24 protein-coding genes are annotated in these 24,500 nt (G+C 31.8%); all 24 read left to right on the forward strand.

Annotated elements, in window-relative coordinates; all coding sequences use genetic code 11:
• Window positions 1-158 precede the first annotated feature (158 nt).
• A complete protein-coding gene (locus EK368_RS10145) occupies window positions 159-2,486 on the forward strand; it encodes a copper amine oxidase N-terminal domain-containing protein (protein ID WP_129599272.1) in 2,328 nt (775 codons plus the stop codon).
• Window positions 2,487-2,608: 122 nt separating this feature from the next.
• Entirely contained in the window at window positions 2,609-4,141 is a 1,533-nt protein-coding gene (locus EK368_RS10150; RefSeq protein ID WP_129599275.1) for a stalk domain-containing protein, read from the forward strand.
• A gap of 158 nt (window positions 4,142-4,299) precedes the next feature.
• Entirely contained in the window at window positions 4,300-6,393 is a 2,094-nt protein-coding gene (locus EK368_RS10155) for an S-layer homology domain-containing protein (protein ID WP_129599278.1), read from the forward strand.
• Between the two features lie 118 nt (window positions 6,394-6,511).
• Window positions 6,512-6,901 (forward strand): 3-aminobutyryl-CoA ammonia lyase, encoded by a 390-nt coding sequence (gene kal, locus EK368_RS10160; protein WP_129599282.1) that lies wholly within the window; start codon window positions 6,512-6,514, stop codon window positions 6,899-6,901.
• 24 nt (window positions 6,902-6,925) lie between these two features.
• Complete coding sequence (kce, locus tag EK368_RS10165) at window positions 6,926-7,774, forward strand: 3-keto-5-aminohexanoate cleavage enzyme (protein ID WP_129599285.1); 849 nt, start codon at window positions 6,926-6,928, stop codon at window positions 7,772-7,774.
• 305 nt (window positions 7,775-8,079) lie between these two features.
• Window positions 8,080-8,718, forward strand: a complete 639-nt coding sequence (fsa, locus tag EK368_RS10170; protein ID WP_129599289.1) for a fructose-6-phosphate aldolase — start codon at window positions 8,080-8,082, stop codon at window positions 8,716-8,718.
• A gap of 10 nt (window positions 8,719-8,728) precedes the next feature.
• Window positions 8,729-9,745 (forward strand): class II fructose-bisphosphatase, encoded by a 1,017-nt coding sequence (glpX, locus tag EK368_RS10175; protein WP_129599292.1) that lies wholly within the window; start codon window positions 8,729-8,731, stop codon window positions 9,743-9,745.
• Window positions 9,738-10,706: a class II fructose-bisphosphatase gene (gene glpX / locus EK368_RS10180; RefSeq protein WP_129599295.1), complete on the forward strand. Its 969-nt coding sequence runs from the start codon at window positions 9,738-9,740 to the stop codon at window positions 10,704-10,706. The genes glpX (EK368_RS10175) and glpX (EK368_RS10180) overlap by 8 nt, the downstream gene beginning before the upstream one ends.
• A 242-nt stretch (window positions 10,707-10,948) precedes the next feature.
• Window positions 10,949-12,286 (forward strand): transcription termination factor Rho, encoded by a 1,338-nt coding sequence (gene rho / locus EK368_RS10185; protein ID WP_129599298.1) that lies wholly within the window; start codon window positions 10,949-10,951, stop codon window positions 12,284-12,286.
• A gap of 107 nt (window positions 12,287-12,393) precedes the next feature.
• On the forward strand, window positions 12,394-12,594 hold the full coding sequence (gene rpmE / locus EK368_RS10190) for a 50S ribosomal protein L31 (protein WP_129599302.1): 201 nt from the start codon (window positions 12,394-12,396) through the stop codon (window positions 12,592-12,594).
• Between the two features lie 163 nt (window positions 12,595-12,757).
• Window positions 12,758-13,639, forward strand: a complete 882-nt coding sequence (locus EK368_RS10195) for a DUF1385 domain-containing protein (protein ID WP_243109401.1) — start codon at window positions 12,758-12,760, stop codon at window positions 13,637-13,639.
• The gene (gene prmC, locus EK368_RS10200) at window positions 13,630-14,520 is read left to right on the forward strand and encodes a peptide chain release factor N(5)-glutamine methyltransferase (RefSeq protein ID WP_243109399.1); all 891 of its coding nucleotides are present in this window, start codon (window positions 13,630-13,632) and stop codon (window positions 14,518-14,520) included. The genes EK368_RS10195 and prmC overlap by 10 nt, the downstream gene beginning before the upstream one ends.
• A gap of 24 nt (window positions 14,521-14,544) precedes the next feature.
• Window positions 14,545-15,612: a peptide chain release factor 1 gene (gene prfA / locus EK368_RS10205; protein WP_129599305.1), complete on the forward strand. Its 1,068-nt coding sequence runs from the start codon at window positions 14,545-14,547 to the stop codon at window positions 15,610-15,612.
• Between the two features lie 561 nt (window positions 15,613-16,173).
• Complete coding sequence (locus EK368_RS10210) at window positions 16,174-16,890, forward strand: ZIP family metal transporter (protein ID WP_129599308.1); 717 nt, start codon at window positions 16,174-16,176, stop codon at window positions 16,888-16,890.
• Window positions 16,891-16,956: 66 nt separating this feature from the next.
• Entirely contained in the window at window positions 16,957-18,006 is a 1,050-nt protein-coding gene (locus EK368_RS10215; RefSeq protein WP_202976464.1) for an L-threonylcarbamoyladenylate synthase, read from the forward strand.
• Between the two features lie 3 nt (window positions 18,007-18,009).
• Window positions 18,010-18,477, forward strand: coding sequence for a low molecular weight protein arginine phosphatase (locus EK368_RS10220; RefSeq protein ID WP_129599311.1), 468 nt, complete (start codon window positions 18,010-18,012; stop codon window positions 18,475-18,477).
• Between the two features lie 73 nt (window positions 18,478-18,550).
• Window positions 18,551-18,997 (forward strand): ribose 5-phosphate isomerase B, encoded by a 447-nt coding sequence (gene rpiB, locus EK368_RS10225; RefSeq protein WP_129599314.1) that lies wholly within the window; start codon window positions 18,551-18,553, stop codon window positions 18,995-18,997.
• Between the two features lie 20 nt (window positions 18,998-19,017).
• Window positions 19,018-19,647 (forward strand): uracil phosphoribosyltransferase, encoded by a 630-nt coding sequence (upp, locus tag EK368_RS10230; protein ID WP_129599317.1) that lies wholly within the window; start codon window positions 19,018-19,020, stop codon window positions 19,645-19,647.
• Window positions 19,648-19,875: 228 nt separating this feature from the next.
• Window positions 19,876-20,322, forward strand: coding sequence for a deoxycytidylate deaminase (locus EK368_RS10235; RefSeq protein ID WP_129599320.1), 447 nt, complete (start codon window positions 19,876-19,878; stop codon window positions 20,320-20,322).
• 75 nt (window positions 20,323-20,397) lie between these two features.
• Window positions 20,398-21,438: a glycosyltransferase family 4 protein gene (locus tag EK368_RS10240; RefSeq protein ID WP_129599322.1), complete on the forward strand. Its 1,041-nt coding sequence runs from the start codon at window positions 20,398-20,400 to the stop codon at window positions 21,436-21,438.
• Window positions 21,439-21,487: 49 nt separating this feature from the next.
• Complete coding sequence (gene wecB, locus EK368_RS10245) at window positions 21,488-22,609, forward strand: non-hydrolyzing UDP-N-acetylglucosamine 2-epimerase (protein ID WP_129599325.1); 1,122 nt, start codon at window positions 21,488-21,490, stop codon at window positions 22,607-22,609.
• 114 nt (window positions 22,610-22,723) lie between these two features.
• Window positions 22,724-23,371, forward strand: coding sequence for a CoA transferase subunit A (locus tag EK368_RS10250; protein WP_129599328.1), 648 nt, complete (start codon window positions 22,724-22,726; stop codon window positions 23,369-23,371).
• A 3-nt stretch (window positions 23,372-23,374) separates the two neighbouring features.
• Window positions 23,375-24,025: a 3-oxoacid CoA-transferase subunit B gene (locus tag EK368_RS10255; RefSeq protein ID WP_129599331.1), complete on the forward strand. Its 651-nt coding sequence runs from the start codon at window positions 23,375-23,377 to the stop codon at window positions 24,023-24,025.
• Between the two features lie 241 nt (window positions 24,026-24,266).
• Window positions 24,267-24,488, forward strand: a complete 222-nt coding sequence (locus EK368_RS10260) for an AtpZ/AtpI family protein (RefSeq protein WP_129599334.1) — start codon at window positions 24,267-24,269, stop codon at window positions 24,486-24,488.
• The last annotated feature ends 12 nt before the right edge of the window (window positions 24,489-24,500 follow it).

A 24,500-nucleotide genomic window follows, 5' to 3' on the forward strand; every position in this document is an offset into this window, starting at 1 on the left:
AAATACTTGGTATAATCTATCATGTACATTAGAGATGTTGTTCTTTGAAAGTATATTCAAAAGGAGTGTACTTTCAAAGGATAATGATCATTATCCTACAATTTTAGGGGGCAACCTCAAAAGACAAAAAATAAAAATTTAAGGGAGGATTTATTAAGATGATGAAGAAAAAACTTTCTTTAGCATTGGCTTTATCATTAATGGTATCATTAGTGCCAATGAGTGCATTCGCTGCATCTGTAAACAGTGTTGATAAAGAAGCAAAAGTAAAAGATGATTATGAGTTTACTTTAAAAGATGCACCGGTACTAAACGTTGAAAATGATAAAGGCCATTGGTCAGATTCAGAAAGAATTACATTAGTATTAGAAAATGCAGATTGGTCAGATCCAGATGGTGGAAACTCAGAATTCAATCAAAAATTAGAAGATGCAATTGAGATTACAAATGATTATGAGACTGTAGCAGGAAAAGTTTATGCAAGTGTTAGTAAAAATTCTGATAAAAGAATTGAAGTTACAGTTAAAACTAAAGATGGTAAAAAAATATCAAAAGATACTGTTGTTAAAATTCCTATGTGGGCAGATATGGATGGAGAAGTTGGTAAAGTAAAATTAGAATCTAATTCAGGAAGATTGACAGAAGGAACTTATATATTTGCTCGAGGAAATTCTGGAGATACAAGAGTATTTATTGATGATACTGTAACATTCTCAACAACAAAGAAAATTGAAACTGTTACAATTGAAGAAAGTGTAGTTAATTCTATTGATGTAGATAAAATGGGAAATAGATATATCAAATATAAATTTGATAAAAACTTTAATGTAATAGTAGATGAAAACACAAAATTAACTGGAGATTTATTCAAAAAAACTATTGTATTAGGGGATAAAAATGGTAAATTATCTCAAGAAGCAATAGATGCTGGTGTTGAATTAAAAGATGAAGAATTAAAAATCTATGTTCATGGGGGTAGAAGTGGTAAAGATACTAAAGGTTTTGCATTAAACCCTAATAGAACAGAAATAGAAAAAATTCAATTAATTGGTTTAAAAGTTAAACCTGCTAACAATGCAAAAGAAGGAAAAGTAAACCTTAATGTTAGTTCTGATATTTCTGAAATCGAATCAAGTAACCTTGAAATCGGTGAATATGCTAATTATAAAGTAAAAGTTGAAGCTGATGGAGATGCAAAAGAAATTTTCTCTGGAAGATACGAATCAAATGCAAAAGATCTTAAATTTAAAGAATTAGATAATACAGGACTTGATATAACTTCTGATGAAGCTCATGAACTTCAAAAGTTAATCATTGATGAAAAAGCAGAAGATTCTTGGACAAATAATAAAAGTGTACTTGTTAAATTCCCATCATGGGTAAAAATTATGGGAGTAGATAGAGCAGGAAAAACTCATTCAAAAATGATAAATATGAGTGTAGACCAAAATGAATATGAGTTTGAAATTGATAAGTCTGTTGAAGGAAAGAAAAAAGTAGAATTAACTTTCTATGTATCTGTAGAAGGTGGTAAAGAAGGAGATATCGAAGCTGAAGTTACAGGAAGAGGATTAGAAGGAACACAAAAAGTAGTTTTAGGAAAAGCTATTAATCCAATTAAAGTTGAAGCTGAAGTTTCTAAAATCAGAACTGGTATTAGAGATCAAGAAATTGGAAAGATCACTATTACAGAAATAAAAGCTGGAGCTATTGAAGAAGACAAAGATATTGTAATAGAATTAGATAAAGATATGGATTGGGATGATGAACCAACTGTAAAAGTAGTAAAAGGTAATTTGGAAATTGAAGAAGACGATATAAAAGTAAAAGATAATATCTTAACAATTCCAGTAGATGATGAAAGTACAGAAGCATCTACAATTGAAATTACTAATTCAAGAGTAAGAGTAGATAGATCAGTTGCACAAGGAAAAATTGAGGTAGAAGTTAAAGGATCAGCAATCATGGGAAATGGATATGACAAAGATATTCATGAATCAGCTGATGTGAAGAAAAAAGATTTATTAGATGATTATGGATTCTTCAATAATGACTATTTTGCAAAAGTAGAAGTTGCAAATGTAATTACTCCAGCTGATTCAAATGTAAAAAATGCTGCTGAAGTAAAATTTGTAATTGGAAGTACTGAATACAAAATTGGAGAAGAAGTAAAACAAGCTGACGTAGCTCCATACATCAAAGATGGAAGAACTATGTTACCAGTATCATTTGTTGCAGAAGCTATGGGAGCTGACAATGTTCTTTGGAACGATGCTACTAGAACTGTAACTGTTATGAAAGGTAGCCAAATGGCTCAAATGACTATTGGAAGCAATATGTTAACTGTAAATGGAATGAACATTCCTATGGATACTGTTGCTGAAATCAAAGATGGAAGAACAATGCTTCCAATTAGCTACATTGCTACTGCTTTAGGAGCAACTACTGAGTGGGATGCAGCAACTCAAACAGTTATTATTAAATAGTAATATGTAAATACAAAAAAGGATTCTCATAAAGAGAGTCCTTTTTTTCTCGTTACCAAAATGTAAAATTTGTGTAATATAAAGTATGATATAATAAAAGGAAGTAGAAGGGAGTGGAATCAATGAAACAAAGTATAAAAAAAATAGGAATAGGTATATCTATTTGTACATTGCTTATGAGCAGTGTAGGCTTTGCACAGGAAAAGAAAGGTCAAGAAGTAAATTTTACAGTAGGAAAGCTACAATATCAAGTGGGCGAGAATATGATAGAATTAGAATCAGCGCCTTTTATTAAGGATGGAAGAACTATGTTACCCATAAAATATGTGGCACAAGTCATAGGGATAGAGTCTAAAAATATTAAATGGAATGAGATGGATCAAACAATTACAATATTTAAAGGAAATGATATTATTCAAATGACTCTAGGGAAAAATGATTTGATGGTAGGAAGAGAAAAAGTTATGATGAATACAGCTCCAGAGATGAGAAGGGGAAGGACTTTTCTTCCAGTAAGTTACATAGCAAAAGCATTAGATATAGATATGAAATGGAATGAAGAGAAGCAGACGATTACATTTACAATAGACAAAAATGAAAAGGAGTTTATAAAAGAAGAGGAAGCTTTTGAATATGATTATGACAAATTACTAGCAAAAGCACTTAAAGCTAGTAAAGATTTAAGAAAAAAAGAAATGTTAGTAGATAAAGCAGAGGAATTAAAAGACGATGCTACAGATCAATTTAAGGCTACCAATACGATTCCTTCTCAAATGGCGAATAATCCAGATATAAATGGAAAAAAGAATTTAACGTATAGAAATTTTAGAGGGCAACAAGTAGGAGTTCAAAAGGCAGAAAAGGATCTGGAAGTTCAAAAAGAAAAAATTGCATATGATGTACAAAATGCTTATTATGAAATATTAAAATCTCAAAAGAATCATCAATTAGCAAAGAGTGCTATGGATTTTAAAAGACAGATGATGAATAATACAAATGCAAGATATAATCAACACATGGTTAGTGAAATAGAAAACAATATGGCAAAGAGAGATTACGAAGAATCAAAGAAAACTTATGATATGAGCGAGAAAGCATTAGACCTTTCTTATGAAAAAATGAATTATTTAGCAGGATTAGATCCTAATGAAAGATATACCCTAAAGGATAAAATAGAATTTACTCAAATTCCTGAGGTAGATCTAAATTTAAACACACATATTCCTTATAAAATCAGTACAAGTCCGCAAATATGGGCATTAGAGCAACATATAGATTTAGCTCAATTGGGAATGGATTTGTTTGTATTTAATTATGATGGACATTATGAATCTCAAAAGATTGATGTAGAAACATTAAGAGTAGATTTGAAAAATTTAAAGCAAGCTTATGAAGAAAATTTAAGAAAGCTTCATACAGGTCTTGAGGTATTAAAAAAACAACATGATACTACACTTATTGCTTATGAAAAAGCACAGGATGATTTAAAACTTGCAAGAGTAAATGTGGAAGTAGGGACAGGTATTGAGATTCAAAGACAAGGAGCTCAATTAAAGGTAGAAGAGTTGAAAAATAAGCTAGATGAGATTGTTATGGAATACAATCAAAAGGCTATATTATATGAAAAACCTTGGTTATTTTCAGAAGTAATGTAATAGAATAAATGCCTCTTATGAGGCATTTGTTGTATTACTATTTGATGACAAGACAAGGTTACAAAAGGATTTAAAAGAAAAACATAGAATATAGTTTCTAATAGATAGTTATTATTATGATAAATTAAACTTTTTACTTATATAAAGGAGGAAAAACAATGAAAAAGATAGTAAGTGGTACGCTTGTTACTCTTATGATAGCAGGAAGTACTGTAGGAAGCTTTGCAGCAGTCAATTTTTCAGATGTGCCAAATAATCATTGGGCAAAAGAATATATAAACAAAATGGCAGATAAAAAAATTATTAGTGGATATTTTGATGATTATAGCTTAAAAACTACTTTTAAGCCAGATCAATCTGTTACATACATAGAAGCTATGCAAATGATTTATAATACATTAAAAATTTCAAATCAATTAAAAAGTACTAATGGTTTAGTAGCAAAACATAGTGCGGTCATGAAGGAAAATAAAATTCCACAGTGGGCACAAGAAGCTATGGCTTATGGACTTGAGTATGGAATTTTTAGACCAGATGATTTAAAATTAATTATCAAAAATGAAAAACAAGTTTCTGCAAAAAAAGTAGACGTTGCAGTATTTATTGGAAAAGCGGTAGATATGAAGGATCAGATAGATCCACTGCCAGTGCTTAATTTTAAAGATGCAGACAGTATTTCTACAGTAGCTAAGCCTTATGTAGATTTATTAGCAAAGAAAAATATTGTTAGTGGAGATGATCAGAAAAAATTCAATCCAAATAGTATTGTAAATAGAGCAGTTATGGCTACTATGTGTTCTAAGACTTATGATTTATTATCAACAAATAATAATATCAATAATACAAATAGTAATCAAAGTGTAATGGAATATAAAGAAGGAATGATAGAGTATTTAGCACCTAATGGATCTATTATGATTCTTAAAAATAAATTAGGAGAGAAAAAATCATATAATGTAAAAACTATATATGCAAAGAAAGATGATACATCTGTTTTAGTATCATCACTAAAGGTAGGAGATTCTGTAAAAGTTGCTATTAATAAAAATTCAGAGATAGACAATATAGAAGTAATGAAAAATCAAATTAGTATGGATGAAAATAATGTAAGAACAATAGATTATGTATCAGAAGATACAAATATGATTATGCTTAAAGATGAAAAAGGAAATACTCAAGTCTATAATGTAAAAGGGGTAAAGATTACTATTAATGGAAAAGCAAAAAGAATTGATGATTTGAGTAAAGGAGACATTGTAAAATTATATTTTGATAGAGCAGGCGATTTAGAAGAAATAAAAATGGATAAAGAAGCAACAGAAATGGAAGGACAAGTGATTAGTTTAGTAGATAAAGGAGCATATTATTTACTTACAGTAAGAGATAAAAAGAATTTTGCTGTGAAAAAAGATTTAAAAGTTTATGACACGGTAGAGATTAAGCAAGACAAAGAAAAAATATCTATTAAAAAATTGGTTGAAGGAGAACATATTTGGGTTAAATATTCAGCAGATAGAGCAATGAAAATAGAAATTGATTCTAAAGAAGTAATATATGATGGAATATTAGAATCAAAAGTATTGTTTAGAGGAGAGCCAATGATCAAATTAAGGCTTAATGATGGTAAGGTAATGGATTTTGAAATTGCAGATAAAGCTACCATCAGAAGAGACAGACATAGATCAGAGTTGGATGAGTTGCAAAAGGGTGACTTGGCAACTGTAACAGTTAAGTACAATAGGATCGTTGAAATTTTAGCAGCAGGTATAGATGAAAGAAGCAAAGACGAAGGAACAATTAAACAAATTATCATAGGAGATCCATCTAAAATTACTATTGAAACAGATGATAAAGCAACATATACTTATGAAGTATCTGATTCAGTGAGAGTAGACATAGATGGAAAAAGTGCAGACTTAAAAGATTTAAATGTACATTATAAAGTTAAGTTTAGAATAGAAAATAATAAAGTATATAGAATTGATGCTGATAAAAAGGCAAGCAAAGATACTATTACAGGAGAAGTTATAAGAGTATATGACGGTTCTAGGTATGTTGCTGTAAGATATTTTGATAAAAATAAAAGTGATTACGTTAAAATATCAGTATTAATTACAGATGATACAAAAATTATAGGAACAGATGGAAAAGATATGAACTTCAAACGTTTACGTGAGGATGATACTGTAGTGATGGATGGTCGATATGATGGAGATATATTCATAGCTAACAGAATTGTTCAATGGGACTAATAAAAATGATTCTGCCATTGTAAATATTTTGCTTTTGGGATATAATGATATAGGCATAGGTAAAAATAAATAGTGGCTTTCCATATCTTTATTACTAAAGAAATTGGAGGAATTTAAAATGGCAAATGTAAAATCAATGTTAAGACTAAGAATGAGTGCAAAGGATGCACATTATGGTGGAGAATTAGTAGATGGAGCACATATGGTACATCTATTTGGAGATCTTGCTACAGAATTATTAATTATCCGTGATGGAGATGAAGGACTTTTTGCTGGATACGAAGAAATCAAATTCTTAGCTCCAGTTTATGCAGGAGATTATATTGAAGTAGTTGGAGAAATCATTGAAGAAGGAAATTCTTCAAGAAAAATGAAATTCGAAGCAAGAAAAGTAGTAATTTCAAGAAAAGATATCAGTGCTTCAGCAGCTGATGTATTAGAAGAACCAATTATTGTTGCTACAGCTATCGGTACTTGTGTGACACCAAAAGCTTGTCAAAGAAAATAATAAATACCAAGGAGGATCACAAGAATGGAAAAATTAATTATTACCGCTGCAATATGTGGTGCAGAAGTAACAAAAGAACATAACCCAAACGTTCCATATACAGTAGAAGAAATTGCAAGAGAAGCAGAATCAGCTTACAAAGCAGGAGCAAGTATCATTCACTTACACGTACGTAATGATGATGGAACTCCTACACAAGATAAAGCTAGATTCAAAGCTTGTATTGATGCAATCAGAAAGCTTTGTCCAGATGCAATCATTCAACCATCTACAGGTGGAGCAGTAGGAATGACAGATATGGAAAGACTTCAATCTACAGAAGTTGAAGAGCCACAATTAGGACTTAAACACCCTGAAATGGCAACACTTGACTGTGGAACTTGCAACTTTGGTGGAGATGAAGTATTCATAAATACTGATAATACTATCAAAAACTTTGGTAAAACAATGATCGAAAGAGGAGTAAAACCTGAAATCGAAGTGTTTGACAAAGGGATGGTAGATATTGCGATAAGAATGCATAAAAAAGGATATATTCAAGCACCAATGCACTTTGATTTTGTACTAGGAGTACAAATGACAGCTACAGCTAGAGATTTAGCATTCATCGTAGATAGTATTCCAGCAGGATCTACATGGACAGTAGCAGGTGTTGGTAAAAATCAATACCCAATGGCAGCATTAGCTATTGTTATGGGTGGACACGTAAGAGTAGGATTTGAAGACAATGTATACATTGAAAAAGGTGTTATGGCAGAAAGTAACGGACAAATGGTAGAAAAAGTTGTTCGTCTTGCTAAGGAATTAGGAAGAGAAATTGCAACACCTTCAGAAGCAAGAGAAATCTTAGGATTAAAACCACTTAATAAATAATACATAAAAAACCCCTATATAGGGGTTTTTTGTATACATAAAAAATCATAAAAAACGTCACTTTCTTAATAATTGTTCCTTGTTTTTATGTATTTTTTATTTAAAGTATACTTAATATTTATAAAAAGGTTAGTGAATCATTTTAAAGAGTGGCGTTAGGCTTTTTAAGAGGCTGTATACTAGATTTTCCCTAAATACTTAAAGAAATGAACGTTCTTTTTATAAATATAAACCTTGCAAACCTTTTAAGTGGGCACACTTTTGTATATAATAGATATAGAAAAATCAAAAAAGGAGGATTTACATTGAAATTATTTATTGACACAGCAAACATAGAAGAAATAAAAGAAATAAGTACGTGGGGAATACTATCAGGAGTCACTACAAATCCAAGTTTAATTGCCAAAGAGGGAAGAGACTTTGAAACAGTCATCAAAGAAATAGTAACTTTAGTAGATGGACCTATTAGCGCAGAGGTAATGGGAGATACTTATGAAGAAATGGTACAAGAAGGAGAACAATTATCTAAAATAAATAAAAATATAGTAATAAAAATTCCAATGACAGCGGAAGGCTTAAAAGCTGTAAAAATTTTATCTAACAAAAACATTAAAACAAATGTAACTTTAGTATTTTCTGCAAATCAAGCATTGTTAGCTGCAAAAGCTGGAGCAAGCTTTGTAAGCCCATTTGTAGGAAGAATGGATGATATCGGAAACCCTGGGGTAGATTTGGTAAGTGATATAGCTAGTATATTTAATATTCATGGAATAGATACAGAGATTATTGCAGCAAGTATAAGACATCCTCAACATGTAATGGACGCAGCATTAGCAGGATCAGATATTGCAACCATACCTTATAATGTATTTATGAGTATGTTAAAGCATCCTATGACAGATCAAGGAATTGAAAAGTTTAAAAAAGATTGGAATAATAAATAGGAGGTAAATAATGGATAGAAATCTAGCTTTAGAATTAGTAAGAGTAACTGAAACTGCAGCATTAGCTTGTGGGAGATATATGGGAAGAGGAGACAAAAATGCAGCAGATCAAGCTGCTGTAGATGGTATGAGAAAGGCTTTTTCTTCTGTATCTATAAAAGGTACTGTAGTCATTGGAGAAGGAGAATTAGATGAAGCTCCTATGCTTTATATAGGAGAAGAAGTAGGGATGTGTAAAGAAGATGATCGAGAAGTAGATATTGCAGTAGATCCCTTAGAAGGTACGAGTCTTATTGCCAAAGGACTTCCCAATGCTATTGCAGTAATTGCTATGGCTCCTAAGGGAGGGTTACTTCATGCTCCAGATACTTATATGAAAAAAATTGCAGTAGGTCCCAAAGCCAAGGGTGTGATTCATATTGATGATCCAGTAGAGAAAAATCTAAAAGCAGTGTCTCGTGCAATCAACAAAGATCTTGAAGATATGACAGTTATCATTCAAGATCGACCAAGACATTATGATTTGATCCGAGAAGTGAGAAGAGTAGGTTGTCGTATTAAATTATTTAGTGATGGAGATGTGGCTACAGCTATTGCTACTTGCTTTGAAAATACAGGAATTGATGTATTCATGGGAATTGGTGGAGCACCAGAGGGAGTCATTGCAGCTGCTGCCATTAAATCTATGGGAGGAGAAATGCAAGGAAAATTAAATCCCATGTCAGATGAAGAAATGGAAAGATGTATAAAATTAGGGCTAGATCAAGAAAGTGTTTATAAAGTACTTACTTTAGATGATTTAATCAAATCAGATGATGTATTTTTTGTAGCAACAGGAGTATCTGATGGAGATCTTTTAAAAGGAGTTACATATCTTGAAGGAAACAAGGCAAAAACTCAGTCTGTAGTTATGCGTTCTAAAACTGGAACAATTCGTTTTGTAGATGCTATCCATAGACTTAATAAAAATGAAATATTAAAAGAGACTATGGAAAAACATAACCAAGGGGGAATTATTAATGGATAGAAATTTGGCACTAAACTTAGCAAGAGTCACAGAGGCAGCAGCTTTAGGAGCAGCCAAATATATGGGAAGAGGAGATAAAAATATTGCAGACCAAGCTGCAGTAGATGGCATGAGAAGTATGATAGATACTTTAAATATTGATGGAGTAGTAGTGATAGGAGAAGGAGAAATGGATGAAGCTCCAATGCTTTATATTGGAGAGCAAATAGGAAAAGCTACAAGTGGAGCTATCAAAGTAGATATTGCAGTAGATCCAGTAGATGGCACAAATTGTGTTGCAAAAGGACTTCCAAATGCAGTAGCAGTAGTAGCTATTGCACCAAGAGGACATTTACTTAACGCTCCAGATATGTATATGGATAAAATTGCAGTAGGACCAAAAGCAAAAGGAGTGATTCGTCTAGATGCTCCTGTAAAAGAAAATCTTTACAATGTAGCTAAGGCTTTAAATAAAAATATTACAGATTTAACTGTAACTATGCTAGATCGTGAAAGACATGAAGGCATTATAAAAGAATGTAGAGAATTAGGAGTAAGAATCAAATTATTCCAAGAAGGAGACGTAGCAGCAGCACTGGCTACTTGTTTTGAAGATAGAGGTATAGATATTATGCTAGGAATTGGTGGAGCACCAGAGGGAGTTATTGCAGCAGCAGCTCTTAAATGTATGGGAGGAGAATTCCAAGGAAGACTTGTTCCTTATGAAGAAGAAGAAAGACAAAGATGTGAAAAAATGGGAGTTGATTGTAATAAGGTTCTTCTTTTAGATGATTTGGTAAAAGGAGACGAAGTATTTTTTGCAGCTACAGGAATATCTGAGGGAGATTTATTAAATGGTGTTACTTATTATGGAAACAACATGGCGAAAACTCATTCAGTTGTTATGAGAGCTGAAACAGGTACGATTAGATTTATAGAAGCGATTCATAAATTAGATAAAAAACCTGAATATGCAAAATAAAAGCCTTGACAATGAAAATTGCACCGTATACAATTGATACGATGTGATAATGAAAATAATTTATAGATAAAATCATAAAAAACATCACTAAGCTTTCAATAATTGTTTCTTATTTTTATGATTTTGTTAATACTTGCTTTGTTCATAATATAATTTATAGTGCTAGTTGTAACTAGCACTATAAATTATATTAAATTAAAATATATAAAACTGTATATGTTGTATATGATGGAGGTGTGGTATTGGACTTTGTAGATCTAGATAAAAAGAAGCTAGATGAATTGCGAAGTGTTGCAAAAAATCTAGGTCTTAAGAATATAAATAAGTACAAAAAAAATGAATTAATAGAACAAATCCTACAGAATAATAATGATCAAAAAACTGAGGCACAACCTTTAGAAGAAAAAATAGTGCCCATGAAAAGAGAAAGCTTTCCACAAAAAATTAACAATGAAATTAACAATAGTGCTGCAGTAGATACAGTTGAGGGAGTACTTGAGATTACAGAAGGTGGATTTGGATTTTTAAGATTTTATAATTTTTTAACTAGTGAGGAAGATGTATATGTATCTCCATCTCAAATCAGAAGATTTAATTTAAAGACAGGAGACAAAATATCAGGAATTACTAGACCTCCAAAAAGTGGAGAAAAGTTTCGAGCCCTTCTTTATGTTCAAAAGGTAAACAATGACAATCCTGAAGTTGCTGCGAAAAGACCAAACTTTGATAATCTTACCCCTATTTATCCCAACCAAAGAATTACCCTTGAATATGATCCTACAGATCTTTCTACAAGAATTATTGATTTGATAGCTCCTATTGGAAAAGGACAAAGAGGATTAATTGTAGCTCCTCCAAAAGCAGGGAAGACTATACTTCTTAAAAAAATTGCAAATAGTATTGCAAAAAAGCATAAAGATATGGAAATTATTGTACTTTTAATTGATGAAAGACCAGAAGAAGTAACAGATATGCAAAGATCTATTGAGGGAGAGGTAATTTACTCTACTTTTGATGAACTTCCAAGCCATCATATCAAAGTGGCAGAGATGGTTTTAAATCGAGCACAAAGACTTGTAGAGCAGGGAAAAGATGTGGTGATATTATTAGATAGTATTACAAGGCTAGCAAGAGCTTACAATCTTACTATTCCATCTACAGGAAGAACACTATCAGGAGGATTAGATCCAGGAGCACTTCATAAGCCAAAACGATTCTTTGGAGCTGCTAGAAATATAGAAGAAGGTGGCAGTTTAACAATCTTGGCAACTGCTTTAGTAGATACGGGAAGTAGGATGGATGATGTTATTTTTGAAGAATTCAAAGGTACTGGAAATATGGAGCTCCATCTAGATCGCAAACTTTCAGAAAAACGAATTTTCCCAGCTATTAATTTAAATAAATCGGGAACAAGAAAAGAAGAGCTACTTCTGACTCAACAAGAGATCGAAACGATTTGGAATATTAGACGAGCTATGGCTAACAATCCTACACAGGAAGTGACAGAAGCTATTATTTCAAAGCTTACAAAGACAAAAGATAATGTAGAATTTGTCGAAAAAATGAGAAACCAAATATAAGTAAAAATTTCTTGAAGTATATAAATGATTATGCTATAATGTAATAGTTGAAATTTAGATTATCATAATATTGATATAGAGTAACGTGAGAGAAAGAGGTGAATAGTATGAAATCAGGAATCCACCCAGATTATAAAACAGCAGTAGTAAAATGTGCTTGTGGACATACATTTGAAACAGGTTCAGTAAAAGACGAAATCAAAGTTGAAGTTTGTTCACAATGTCATCCATTCTACACTGGCAAACAAAAATTTGTGAGCCAAGGTGGTCGTGTTGATAAGTTCAAACAAAAATATGGAATGAAATAAGATAGTGTTGTAATAATTTAAGGTTAGGGATGTATGTTCCTAACCTTTGTTGTATATACTCAAAGTAGAGTGTGAAAGGAAGATGGCTTTGGAATTTGAAAAGATTTTTGCAAAACATATAAAGCCTACAAATATAGGTGGGCAGGCTGTCATCGAAGGAGTTATGATGAGAGGAAAAGATGATGTTGCCATTGCCGTAAGAAAACCAGATCAAGAAATTGTAATAAAAACAGAGAAAGTACAGGGAATAACAAAGTGTAAATGGACCAAACTTCCTATTTTAAGAGGAGGCTTTGCGCTCATTGATTCTATGATTTTAGGTGTAAAATCTTTAACTTATTCTGCTGAGTTTTTTGAAGAAGAAGAAAAAGATCAAGAAAAAGGAAAAATTGAAACGTGGATTGAGAATAAATGTGGAGATAATGCAAATGATATTTTGATTTATTTTTCTGTATTTATGGCTTTGTTAGTAGGAATAGGTATTTTTATAATTTCTCCTACTTTGGCTACGAACTTCTTAAAAACAAAAATCCATGAGCCTTGGATTTTAAATGTAGTAGAAGGATTTTTCAGAATATTTCTTTTTGTAGGATATATTACACTGATTTCTCAGATGAAAGATATTAAAAGAGTATTTCAGTATCATGGAGCAGAGCATAAAACTATACATTGTTATGAGAACGGACTAGAGTTAACAGTAGAAAATGCAAAAAAATTTCCAAGACTTCATCCTAGATGTGGAACAAGCTTTTTAGTAATCGTAATGATTGTAAGCTTACTTTTATTTTCTTTAATTGGATGGCCAAATCCTTGGATGAGGATAGTATTTAGGTTGATTTTAATGCCAGTAGTAGCAGGAATTTCATATGAAGTTATTAGATTTGCAGGAAAAAGTCAATCAAGGATTGTAAAAATCATCAGCTATCCAGGACTTCTTTTACAAGAGCTTACAACAAAAGAACCAGATAATAGTCAGCTAGAAGTGGCTATTGCTGCGATGAAGCATGTTTTAAAAGATGAAAGTGAGGTAGATTTGTGGCAGTAAATATTATAGATATATTAAAAGCTTCAGTAGATAAATTGGAGAAAAATAATATACAAACACCTCTGTTAGATGCAGAGGTGATTTTGTGTCATCTATTAAAAAAAGATAAGGTTTTTATTTTTACTCATAGAGATTATGTTTTGACAGATGAAGAAGAAAAAATGTTTTGGAAATGTATTCATAAAAGAATAGAAGGAGTACCTGTTCAATACATCATCAAAAGACAAGAGTTTATGGGACTCGATTTTTATGTAGAGGAAGGGGTTTTGATTCCAAGGCCAGATACAGAGATCTTAGTAGAAACAGTAATAGAGTGGGCAAAAAATAGAAATACTGAAACTATAAGGATACTAGATTTAGGAACTGGAAGTGGAGCTATCAGTATAAGTCTTTGCAAATATATAAAAAATTCTTTTGTATATGCACTAGATCTATCACATAAAGCCCTTTCTATTGCAAAGAAAAATGCAGTAGAGAATAAAGCAGATATTACATTTTTACAAGGAGATTTATTTTATCCACTAAAAGACCTACAAGAAAAATTAGATATAGTAGTTTCTAATCCCCCTTATATTCCTAAAGAGGATATTAAAACTCTACAAATAGAAGTGCAAAAGTATGAACCCATACTTGCCTTAGATGGAGGAGAGGATGGTCTTGATTATTATAGAAAAATTGTAGATCAAGCTTCAAATTTTTTAAAGAATGAGGGACTTTTAGCACTTGAAGTAGGACATAATCAAGCAGATGAAGTTGTTTCTCTAATGAAAATAAAGGGATGTTATGAAAACATAAAAAAAATTAAGGATTTGGCAGGAATAGAGAGAGTAGTCATAGCTACGTTGTGTGAAAGTGCTAAAAATGATATAATAGATTGTTAATAGAAAATGTGCGAGGTGAAATTCATGTTTGATAAATTAGATTTTTTACAAGATAAATATGATGATTTAAGCCAAAAGGTAGCGGACCCTGAAATTATCAATGATCAAACTCAGTGGCAAAAATACATCAAAGAGCTTTCAGAAATAGAGCCTATTGTAAATAAGTATAAAGAATACAAAGAAGCAAAAGAGGGAATTGAAGAAGCAAAATCTATTTTAGAAGAAAGCAATGATGAAGAATTTAGAGAAATGGCAAAGATGGAGCTTCATGAACTTGGGGATAACATAGAAGTCATTCAAGAAGAATTAAAGATTTTACTCATTCCAAAGGACCCTAACGATGAAAAGAACGTTATAGTAGAGATTCGTGGAGGAGCTGGAGGAGACGAAGCAGGACTTTTTGCAGGAGATCTATTTAGAATGTATACAAGATATGCAGAAAGAAATAGATGGAAAGTAGAAATGATGAGCTTAAGTGAAACAGGAGTAGGTGGAGTCAAAGAAGTTATATTTATGATCAAAGGAAAAGGTGTTTACTCAAGACTTAAATATGAAAGTGGAGTACACAGAGTACAAAGAATACCATCTACAGAATCAGGAGGAAGAATTCATACATCAACAGCTACAGTAGCAGTACTTCCAGAAGTAGATGATGTAGAGATTGATGTAAATCCAAATGATGTACGTGTAGATGTATTCCGTTCTTCTGGAAATGGGGGACAAAGTGTTAATACTACAGACTCTGCAGTAAGACTTACCCACATGCCTACAGGAATCGTAATTTCATGTCAAGATGAAAAATCACAGCTTAAAAATAAAGAAAAAGCATTTAAAGTTTTAAAGGCTAGATTATATGATAAAATGCTTGCAGAGCAAAATGCAGAAATTGCAGAAGAAAGAAAAAGCCAAGTAGGTACAGGAGACAGAAGTGAAAGAATCAGAACCTACAACTTCCCACAAGGAAGGGTGACAGATCATAGAATTACTTTAACTTTATACAAGTTAGATCAATTTTTAGATGGAGATATTGATGAAATATTAGATGCACTCATTACAACAGACCAAGCAGAAAAATTAAAGAAAGTAGTATAATATAAGAAAGCTGAGAATCTTAAGATTCTCGGCTTTTTTATATCTTTATATAAAGAATCAAAGAATCAAGAATCAAAGGGACGGTTAAGCAGTTTTCATTGTTTATATATTTTTAATTAGGGGTGTGTATAAAAATCTAATAAATTCCACGGTCTTTAAGTTTCATTTTGAGATTTCTATAATCTCATGAATTTCTAAAATCTAGAATTTTGAAAACTCGCTATGCTCAAACAGTTCAAAATTCTTACGATTTTATCATTCATTATGATTAGAAATCTTACAAAATTCACTAAATAAGACCTAATGGATTTTATGTAGATTTTTTTATGACTAAAATTTGTTAACTGTCCCTCAAAACTCAAAACTCAAAACCTCAAAAGATCAGGACAAGAAGAATCATAAAAAGAGAATCATAAAAAGAGAATCATAAGGGAGGAGAATCATAAGTAATAAGTAAGTAAAAACTAAGGGACGGTTATAAATTTTTAATAAAAAAAGTTTAGTTTAGAATGATTTTACAAAGAAATGAATAGGTATAATGATGAGGATAGGAGGGGGATTATGGATAAAATATGGACGATTACTTTAATAGGTACATTCGTAGGTGTGGTAGGAACAGGTCTTGGTGGAATTTTTGCTTTTTTTATAAAAAAACCTACATATGCTTTTTTGAGCTTTATATTAGGTTTATCTAGTGGTTTGATGCTTTCTATCGTATGTTTTGATATGATTCCTGAATCTATAGAATTAGGGAATATATGGATGAGTATAATAGGAATTCTTATAGGAGTAGGAATGATTATTTTTTTAAAAGGATTTATAAAAGAAGAAAAAGAAAATATTATTAAAACAGGAATATTAGTAGGGATTGGAGTTGCAATTCACAATTTTCCAGAAGGATTAGCTATAGGTTCGGCATTTATGGCGACTCAAAAGCTTGGTATAGGACTGGCTATAGTTATTGCCATTCATAATATGCCAGAAGGGATCTCCATGTCTACACCTATGCGTATAGGAGGAATACATAGATTAAAGGCATTTTTGTATACTTTGTTTGTAGGAATACCTATGGGAATAGGAGCTTTTGTAGGAGCTTATTTTGGAGAGATATCTCAAAGCTTTATTGGATTTTGTCTTTCTTTTGCAGGAGGAACTATGCTCTATATTACTTGTGATGAATTAATTCCTAAGTCTAAAAGTTTTCAAGGGAAAAATAAATCAAGTATGGGATTGGTATTGGGTTTTATATTGGGAGTTGTACTTACAAAAAAGCTGTAGTGTTACAAAAACTTAATTTGGTGTATAATAATGAAAGAAATTCATGAAGAAAAGGTGAACAAAATGATAGAAACAAAAATTATTAATATGGATCTAGAAAATATAGAAAAAGAAAAATTAAATGAAGCTGCACAAGTTTTAAGAGATGGTGGAACAGTAGCTTTTCCAACAGAAACAGTTTATGGTTTAGGAGCAAATGCACTAGATGAAGAAGCTATTAAAAAAATATTTAAAGCAAAGGGAAGACCCTCTGATAATCCACTTATTGTACATATTTCTAGAGTAGAAGAATTAAATGGATTAGTAAAAAAAATTCCATCAAAGGCAAAAATATTGATGGAAAAATTTTGGCCAGGTCCTCTTACGATTATTTTTGAAAAAACAGATAAAATCCCTTATGCTATTACAGGAGGATTAGAAACTGTAGCTATTAGAATGCCTTCTCATCCTATTGCTAATGAACTTATTCATATGGCTCAGGTTCCAGTAGCTGCTCCTAGTGCAAATATTTCTGGAAAACCAAGTCCTACAAAGGGAGAGCATGTGATTTATGATCTAAATGGAAAGGTAGATGTAATTATTAGTGGAGGGAGCTGTGATGTAGGACTTGAATCTACAGTGGTAGATGTTACAGAGGAACCTATGATCTTAAGACCTGGTGGAATTACAAAGGAGCAATTAGAAAAAGTTCTAGGTGTTATAAAAGTAGATAAAGCTATTGAAACAGGAGATACAAATATGGTTCCTAAAGCTCCTGGAATGAAATATACCCATTATTCACCAAAGGCTGATGTAGTTATTATAGAAGGTGCTTTAGATGATATGGTGGATTATATAAAAAAATTAAAGCTACAAAAAGAAAAAGAAGGACTTTCTGTAGGAATTATGTGTACAGATGAAACAAAGGATTTTTATGAAGGGGTTTGCTTGTCTATGGGAAGCAGAAAAGATTTGTCTACTATTGCTAATCATTTATTTGATATTTTGCGTAAATTTGATGAAAAGGATATAGATATTATTTTTGCAGAAAGTGTAGAAAAGAAATTTTTGGGACATGCAGTAATGAATAGAATGATCAAAGCAGCAGGATATCATGTGATTCAGATTGGAGGGTGAAAAATGAAAAAAATCCTATTTGTATGCACAGGAAATACTTGCAGAAGTAGTATGGCACAAGCTTTGTTTGAAAAGATTCTAAAACAAGAGGATATAAATGATATAAAGGTTATATCAGCTGGTACGCTAGCATATTCAGGGCAAGGGGCGTCCCTTGGAGCAATTGAGTCTATGAAGGATAAGGGGATTTGTCTACAAAATCATAGGGCAACACATCTTTCAAAAGAGCTTATAGAGGATTCCGATTTGATTCTTACTATGACACAAAATCATAAGATGCAAGTTCTTTCTATCATGCCAAAAGCTTGTGAAAAAACTTATACTCTAAAAGAATATGTAGAAGATGATAAATATACAATAGACATATCTGATCCTTTTGGACAAAGCATAGATGTATACAAAGCATGTGGAGAAGAAATAGAAAAATCATTAAAAAAACTTGTAAAAAAAATGAAAGCAAAAAGAAATTAAATCAGGAAAAGACTTGACAATCTAGAAATTGTAGAATAAAATCAGAACGGCTAATAAGGAATGGAGGGTGTTTATGATTGCTTTAGGAAGTGACCATGGAGGATATAATCTAAAAGAAACCATTAAAGCATACTTAGAGGAAAACAATATTCCTTACAAAGATTTTGGAACAAATTCTACAGAATCTGTAGATTACCCAGAATTTGGACAAAAGGTAGCAGAGGCTATAAGATCTAAAGAATGTGAAAAAGGGATTATCTGCTGCGGAACAGGAATCGGGATTTCTATATCTGCAAATAAAGTACCAGGAATCAGATGTGCGGTAGTATCTGATACTTTTTCTGCACAAATGTCAAGGGAGCATAATAATGCAAATATCCTTGCATTAGGGGAGAGAGTAATTGGACAAGGTCTTGCGTTAGAAATTGTTAAAATATGGTTAAATACACAGTTTGCAGGAGATAGACATCAAAGAAGAATAGATAAAATTACAGATATTGAGAAAAAATATAATAGATAATAAGAGAGGAGCTACGTTGGATGAGTAATGTTTTCGTAATGGATCATCCTTTGATTCAACACAAATTAACTTTATTAAGAGATAAAAATACAGGATCAAAGGAATTTAGAGAAGTGGTAAAAGAAATTTCTATATTAATGGCTTATGAAGTGACACGAGAACTTCCTTTACAAGAAGTAGAAATACAAACGCCTGTATGTACAACAAAATCAAAAGTATTAGCAGGAAGAAAATTAGGAGTAGTTCCTATTTTAAGAGCAGGGCTTGGAATGGTAGAGGGAATGTTAAGTTTAATTCCAGCAGCTAAGGTAGGACATGTAGGACTTTATAGAGATCCAGAAACACTAGAGCCTGTAGAATATTATTGTAAGCTCCCAGCAGATGTTCATGAAAGAGAATTAATAGTAGTAGATCCTATGCTTGCTACTGGTGGATCTGCCAATGCAGCTATTCAATTTATTAAAGATAAAGGTGCTACGAATATTAAATTTGTATGTTTAATTGCAGCGCCAGAAGGAGTAAAAGCTGTTTGTGATGCACATCCAGATGTAGATATTTATGTGGCATCTGTAGATGAAAAGTTAAATGATCATGCATATATTATTCCAGGACTTGGAGATGCAGGAGATCGTCTGTTCGGAACAAAATAAGTTGAAAATCCTAAACCTTTTTATAGAGGCTTAGGATTTTTTTTATACTATTTAGAAAAAGAACGTTGCTTCAACTTTAAATTTTAATAACATTAAGTATTAAAGCACAAAAAGTATGAAAAAGCATATAATAATGTGATGAGATTTTTTACGACAAAATAAAAGGATAAATAATACATATGACGAATATATAAATGAAACTCTCATCATACTAAGGAGGAGAAAGAAATGCGCCCAAGCTGGGATGAATATTTTATGAATATAGCAGAAATTGCAAAAACTAGATCTACTTGTTTGAGAAGACAAATAGGTGCTGTGATTGTAAAAGACAAAAGAATTTTATCTACAGGATACAATGGAGCCCCGTCTAATACTGCTCATTGTTTAGATATAGGGTGCTTAAGAGAAAAGAGGAATATTCCATCAGGACAAAGACATGAGCTTTGTAGAGCTTTGCATGCAGAACAAAATGCTATGATTCAAGCCGCTTATCATGGAGTAAGCATACAAGGAGCTACATTATATTCTACCTTGCAACCTTGTGTATTATGTGCAAAGATGGCTATTAATGCAGGAATCAAAAAAATTGTTTTTAAAGGAAATTATCCAGATGAATTATCTATAGGGATTTTAGAAGAAGCAGGAATAAAATTGATACAATTTGATGACAAGTAGACAAAAATCATTGAGTTATTTTGAATTTTGCTGTAAAATGACATTGGATACTTATATAAATAAGGAGTGTTTTGTGTGAAACAATACCTGATAGTATTTTTCATAGCTGCTTTTGTGTCTTTTTTAATGACACCCTTGGCAAAAAAACTGGCCTGTAAAATTGGAGCTATAGATATTCCAAAAGATGATAGACGAGTACATAAACAACCTATTCCTAGAATGGGAGGTTTGGCTATTTATCTAGGATTTATGATTAGTGTTTTGATGACTTTGCCAGTCATTGACAAGCCTATGATGGGAATGTTTATTGGAGGAACCTTTATTGTTTTAATGGGGATTGTAGATGATTTAAATCCACTATCTGCTAAAACCAAATTAGCAGGACAAATTATAAGTGCTTTGATTTTAGTATATTGTGGTCTTAGAATAGGGATGCTGAATATTCCTTTTATAAAGGAACCGATTGTATTTCCTACTTGGGCAAGTGTTATGATCACAATCTTTTGGGTTGTAGGAATTACAAATACATTAAATTTAATAGATGGATTAGATGGATTGGCAGCAGGAGTAGCAAGTATTGCAGGAGCTTCACTTTTTTATATAGCTTTAGTCAATGGTAGAGATATTACCCCGCTGATGACTCTAGCTATTGTAGGAGCTTGTATTGGATTTTTACCTTATAATTTTAATCCAGCTAAAATATTTATGGGAGATACAGGATCACTTTTTTTAGGATATATGCTAGCAGCTATTTCCATTCATGGAGCAATAAAAGGAGCAACAGCTATTGCAACGATTATTCCAGTTTTAGCTTTAGGGCTTCCTATATTTGATACAACTTTTGCTATCTTAAGAAGGATGATCAATGGAAGACCTATTATGGAGCCAGATAAAGGACATTTGCATCATAAGCTTTTGGCAACTGGAATGGGACAAAAAAGAACGGTTTTAGTTCTTTATGGTATTAGTGCTATATTTGGTGCTAGTGCGGCACTCATAAGTGATAGTACATCATGGGATATTTTACTTATTGTGATTGCAACGAGTGCATTGATGTATATTAGTGTAGGTATGCAAAAAGAAGTACAAAAACAAAAAAGTACTCATAAAGAATAGGCCAGGATAATTCCTGGTCTTTTATATAGAGAGAGAAAGGAAGATTAGAATGAATAAATTAAAAATAATGTCTGTTTTTGGGACGAGACCAGAAGCTATTAAAATGGCTCCTGTGATAAAAGCGTTAGAAGAAGACGAAAAAATACAATCCATCGTTTGTGTAACAGCACAGCATAGAGAAATGCTAGATCAAGTTCTTTCGTTGTTTGAGATTACACCAGATTATGATTTAAATATTATGAAAGCAGGACAAAGCTTAGGAGAAATTACTACGAGAGCACTCATAGGACTTGAAGAAGTAATAAAAAAAGTAAAGCCTCACATGATTTTAGTACATGGAGATACATCTACTACCTTTGCAGGAGCATTAGCTGCTTTTTATCAACAGGTAAATGTAGGACACGTAGAAGCAGGTCTAAGAAGTCATAATATGTATTCTCCATATCCAGAAGAAATGAATAGAAGTTTGACAGCAAGACTAAGTAATATACATTTTTCTCCTACAAAGGGAAATGAAGAAAACCTATTAAAAGAAGGAATAGAAAAAGAAAAGATTGTCATTACGGGAAATACTGTTATTGATGCACTTCTTCAAGTAGTTCGCAAAGATTATAAATTTGAAGATGAAAGACTTAATCAAATTGATTATGAAAATAAAAAAGTCATATTACTGACAAGTCATAGAAGAGAAAATTTAGGAAAGCCTATGGAAAATATTTTTACAGCTGTAAAAGAAATTGTTCTTGAAAATGAAGATGTAGAAGTAGTATTTCCAGTTCACTTAAATCCGAAGGTAAGAGATTTAGCTTATGGGATTTTAGGGAATGTAGAGAGAGTTCATTTAATTGAACCACTAGAATATGAACCTTTTGCCAATTTGATAGGAAAATCTTATTTGATTTTGACAGATTCAGGAGGAATTCAAGAAGAGGCACCATCGTTAGGAAAGCCAGTACTGGTTTTAAGAACAGAAACAGAAAGACCAGAGGCAGTAAAAGCAGGAACAGTAAAAATGGTAGGGGTTGAAAAAGAAGCAATTTATTCTGTTGCCTCTACATTAATTCATGATAAAAAATGTTATGATAAAATGGCAAATGCAATCAATCCTTATGGAGATGGACAAGCATCTTATAGGATTGTTGAAAATATTAAAAATTATTATAAAATATAAAAATCTACAAATTTGGACATTATAATGAAAAGATTTTAAAAAAATGTCCAAATTTAATTTGGTTATGATAAAATGGTAGGGGCTGGGCATGAGTAATTTATGGAGGTGTATTTTGTGAATAAAATAGTAACATTAGAAGAAGCTATGTGTCATATCAAAGATGGAATGACAATTATGATAGGTGGATTTATGGCAGCAGGAACACCAGAAAAGTTCATGGATGCTTTAGTAGAAAAGGGAGTAAAAGATTTAACAATTATTGGAAATGATGCAGGGTGGCCTGATAGAGGAATTGGAAAACTATTAATCAACAAGCAAGCAAAAAAAATGATTGCATCTCATATTGGATTAAATCCAGAAGCAGGAAATCAAATGAATGCAGGAGCTCTTGAAATGGAATTAGTTCCTCAAGGAACACTAGCAGAAAGAATTAGAGCGGGTGGAAATGGTTTAGGTGGAGTATTAACTCCAACAGGGGTAGGTACAATTGTTGAAGAAGGAAAACAAAAGATAGAAGTAGATGGAGTAGAGTATTTACTAGAAAAACCATTAAAAGCAGATATTGCTTTAATTAGTGCTTCTATTGCAGATAAAAAAGGAAATTTATATTTTAATAAAGCAACAAAAAACTTTAATCCACTTATGGCTACAGCAGCAGAAGTAGTAATTGTAGGAGTAGAAAAAATCGTTGAAGTTGGAGAAATCGATCCAAACGATGTTATGACTCCAGGACTATTTGTAGATTATATGGTGGAGGTGTAGAAAATGAACGTAAAAGAAATTATTGCTAGAAGAGTTGCAAAAGAATTAAAAGATGGTGATGTAGTAAACCTAGGGATAGGTCTTCCTACTATGGTAGCAAACTTTATTCCAAAAGATATGGATGTAATGTTTCAATCTGAAAATGGATTTATAGGACTAGGAGCAGCACCAGAAGAAGGAAAAGAAGATTTGGATTTAGTAAATGCAGGTGGACAACCAGTAACAATAGTACCAGGTGGAGCTTTCTTTGATAGTGCTACATCTTTTTCAATCATCAGAGGAGGACATGTAGACGCTACAGTACTTGGAGCATTACAAGTAGACGAAAAAGGAAACTTGGCCAACTGGATGGTTCCAGGAAAAATGGTTCCAGGTATGGGTGGTGCTATGGACCTTGTAGTAGGAGCTAAAAAAGTAATTATTTCTATGACACATACTGCAAAAGGAAAGCCAAAAATATTAAAAGAATGTAATCTTCCTCTTACAGCAGCAGGACAAGTAGATATGATTGTCACAGAAATGGGAGTTATGCAAGTAACAAAAGAAGGACTTGTTTTAACTGAAATCAACCCACAATATTCAGTAGAACAAGTACAAGAAGCTACAGAAGCAAAATTAATCATTGCTGATGATTTAAAAAATATGGAAATCTAACAAAATCCCAATTGCCTATAGGCAATTGGGATTTTATAATACCATAAAAATTGACAACTTGATGAAACACTGTATAGGAGAAAAGTTTTTGTGCAGTAGATTTTATATTTGACATATCATAAAAAAAGGAGGAAAATAGTATCATGAGATTGTAAAAAATTGAGTAATGGGTAATAAATACATATGCTTGTATATTTCCCTCTAGATGATATAATGATATAAAGGGAAGGTTTTTTGAAAAATGAGAAAATCAAATTATGATATTATGAAAAATATAACATTGATCACACAAATAGGGATTAGCATGATCGTTCCAATTTTTATATGTATATACATAGGCAATTGGCTAGATAAAAAATTAGGAACAAATTTTATATTTTTATTGATATTTATTATTTTAGGAGTGGGAGCATCTTTTTTAAATGTATATAAAATGGTTATGAAGGACTTTAAAAACAAATAAAAAATTTAGTTA

This window comes from Anaerophilus nitritigenes (assembly GCF_004138215.1).
Taxonomy (GTDB): domain Bacteria; phylum Bacillota; class Clostridia; order Peptostreptococcales; family Thermotaleaceae; genus Anaerophilus; species Anaerophilus nitritogenes.

Bases quoted from the DNA above. Each gene is read 5' to 3' on its own strand.
- EK368_RS10145 (WP_129599272.1), top strand. From the start codon at position 159: ATGATGAAGAAAAAACTTTCTTTAGCATTGGCTTTATCATTAATGGTA.
- EK368_RS10150 (WP_129599275.1), top strand. From the start codon at position 2,609: ATGAAACAAAGTATAAAAAAAATAGGAATAGGTATATCTATTTGTACA.
- EK368_RS10155 (WP_129599278.1), top strand. From the start codon at position 4,300: ATGAAAAAGATAGTAAGTGGTACGCTTGTTACTCTTATGATAGCAGGA.
- kal (WP_129599282.1), top strand. From the start codon at position 6,512: ATGGCAAATGTAAAATCAATGTTAAGACTAAGAATGAGTGCAAAGGAT.
- kce (WP_129599285.1), top strand. From the start codon at position 6,926: ATGGAAAAATTAATTATTACCGCTGCAATATGTGGTGCAGAAGTAACA.
- glpX (WP_129599292.1), top strand. From the start codon at position 8,729: ATGGATAGAAATCTAGCTTTAGAATTAGTAAGAGTAACTGAAACTGCA.
- glpX (WP_129599295.1), top strand. From the start codon at position 9,738: ATGGATAGAAATTTGGCACTAAACTTAGCAAGAGTCACAGAGGCAGCA.
- rpmE (WP_129599302.1), top strand. From the start codon at position 12,394: ATGAAATCAGGAATCCACCCAGATTATAAAACAGCAGTAGTAAAATGT.
- EK368_RS10195 (WP_243109401.1), top strand. From the start codon at position 12,758: ATGATGAGAGGAAAAGATGATGTTGCCATTGCCGTAAGAAAACCAGAT.
- prfA (WP_129599305.1), top strand. From the start codon at position 14,545: ATGTTTGATAAATTAGATTTTTTACAAGATAAATATGATGATTTAAGC.
- EK368_RS10210 (WP_129599308.1), top strand. From the start codon at position 16,174: ATGGATAAAATATGGACGATTACTTTAATAGGTACATTCGTAGGTGTG.
- EK368_RS10220 (WP_129599311.1), top strand. From the start codon at position 18,010: ATGAAAAAAATCCTATTTGTATGCACAGGAAATACTTGCAGAAGTAGT.
- rpiB (WP_129599314.1), top strand. From the start codon at position 18,551: ATGATTGCTTTAGGAAGTGACCATGGAGGATATAATCTAAAAGAAACC.
- upp (WP_129599317.1), top strand. From the start codon at position 19,018: ATGAGTAATGTTTTCGTAATGGATCATCCTTTGATTCAACACAAATTA.
- EK368_RS10235 (WP_129599320.1), top strand. From the start codon at position 19,876: ATGCGCCCAAGCTGGGATGAATATTTTATGAATATAGCAGAAATTGCA.
- wecB (WP_129599325.1), top strand. From the start codon at position 21,488: ATGAATAAATTAAAAATAATGTCTGTTTTTGGGACGAGACCAGAAGCT.
- EK368_RS10255 (WP_129599331.1), top strand. From the start codon at position 23,375: ATGAACGTAAAAGAAATTATTGCTAGAAGAGTTGCAAAAGAATTAAAA.
- EK368_RS10260 (WP_129599334.1), top strand. From the start codon at position 24,267: ATGAGAAAATCAAATTATGATATTATGAAAAATATAACATTGATCACA.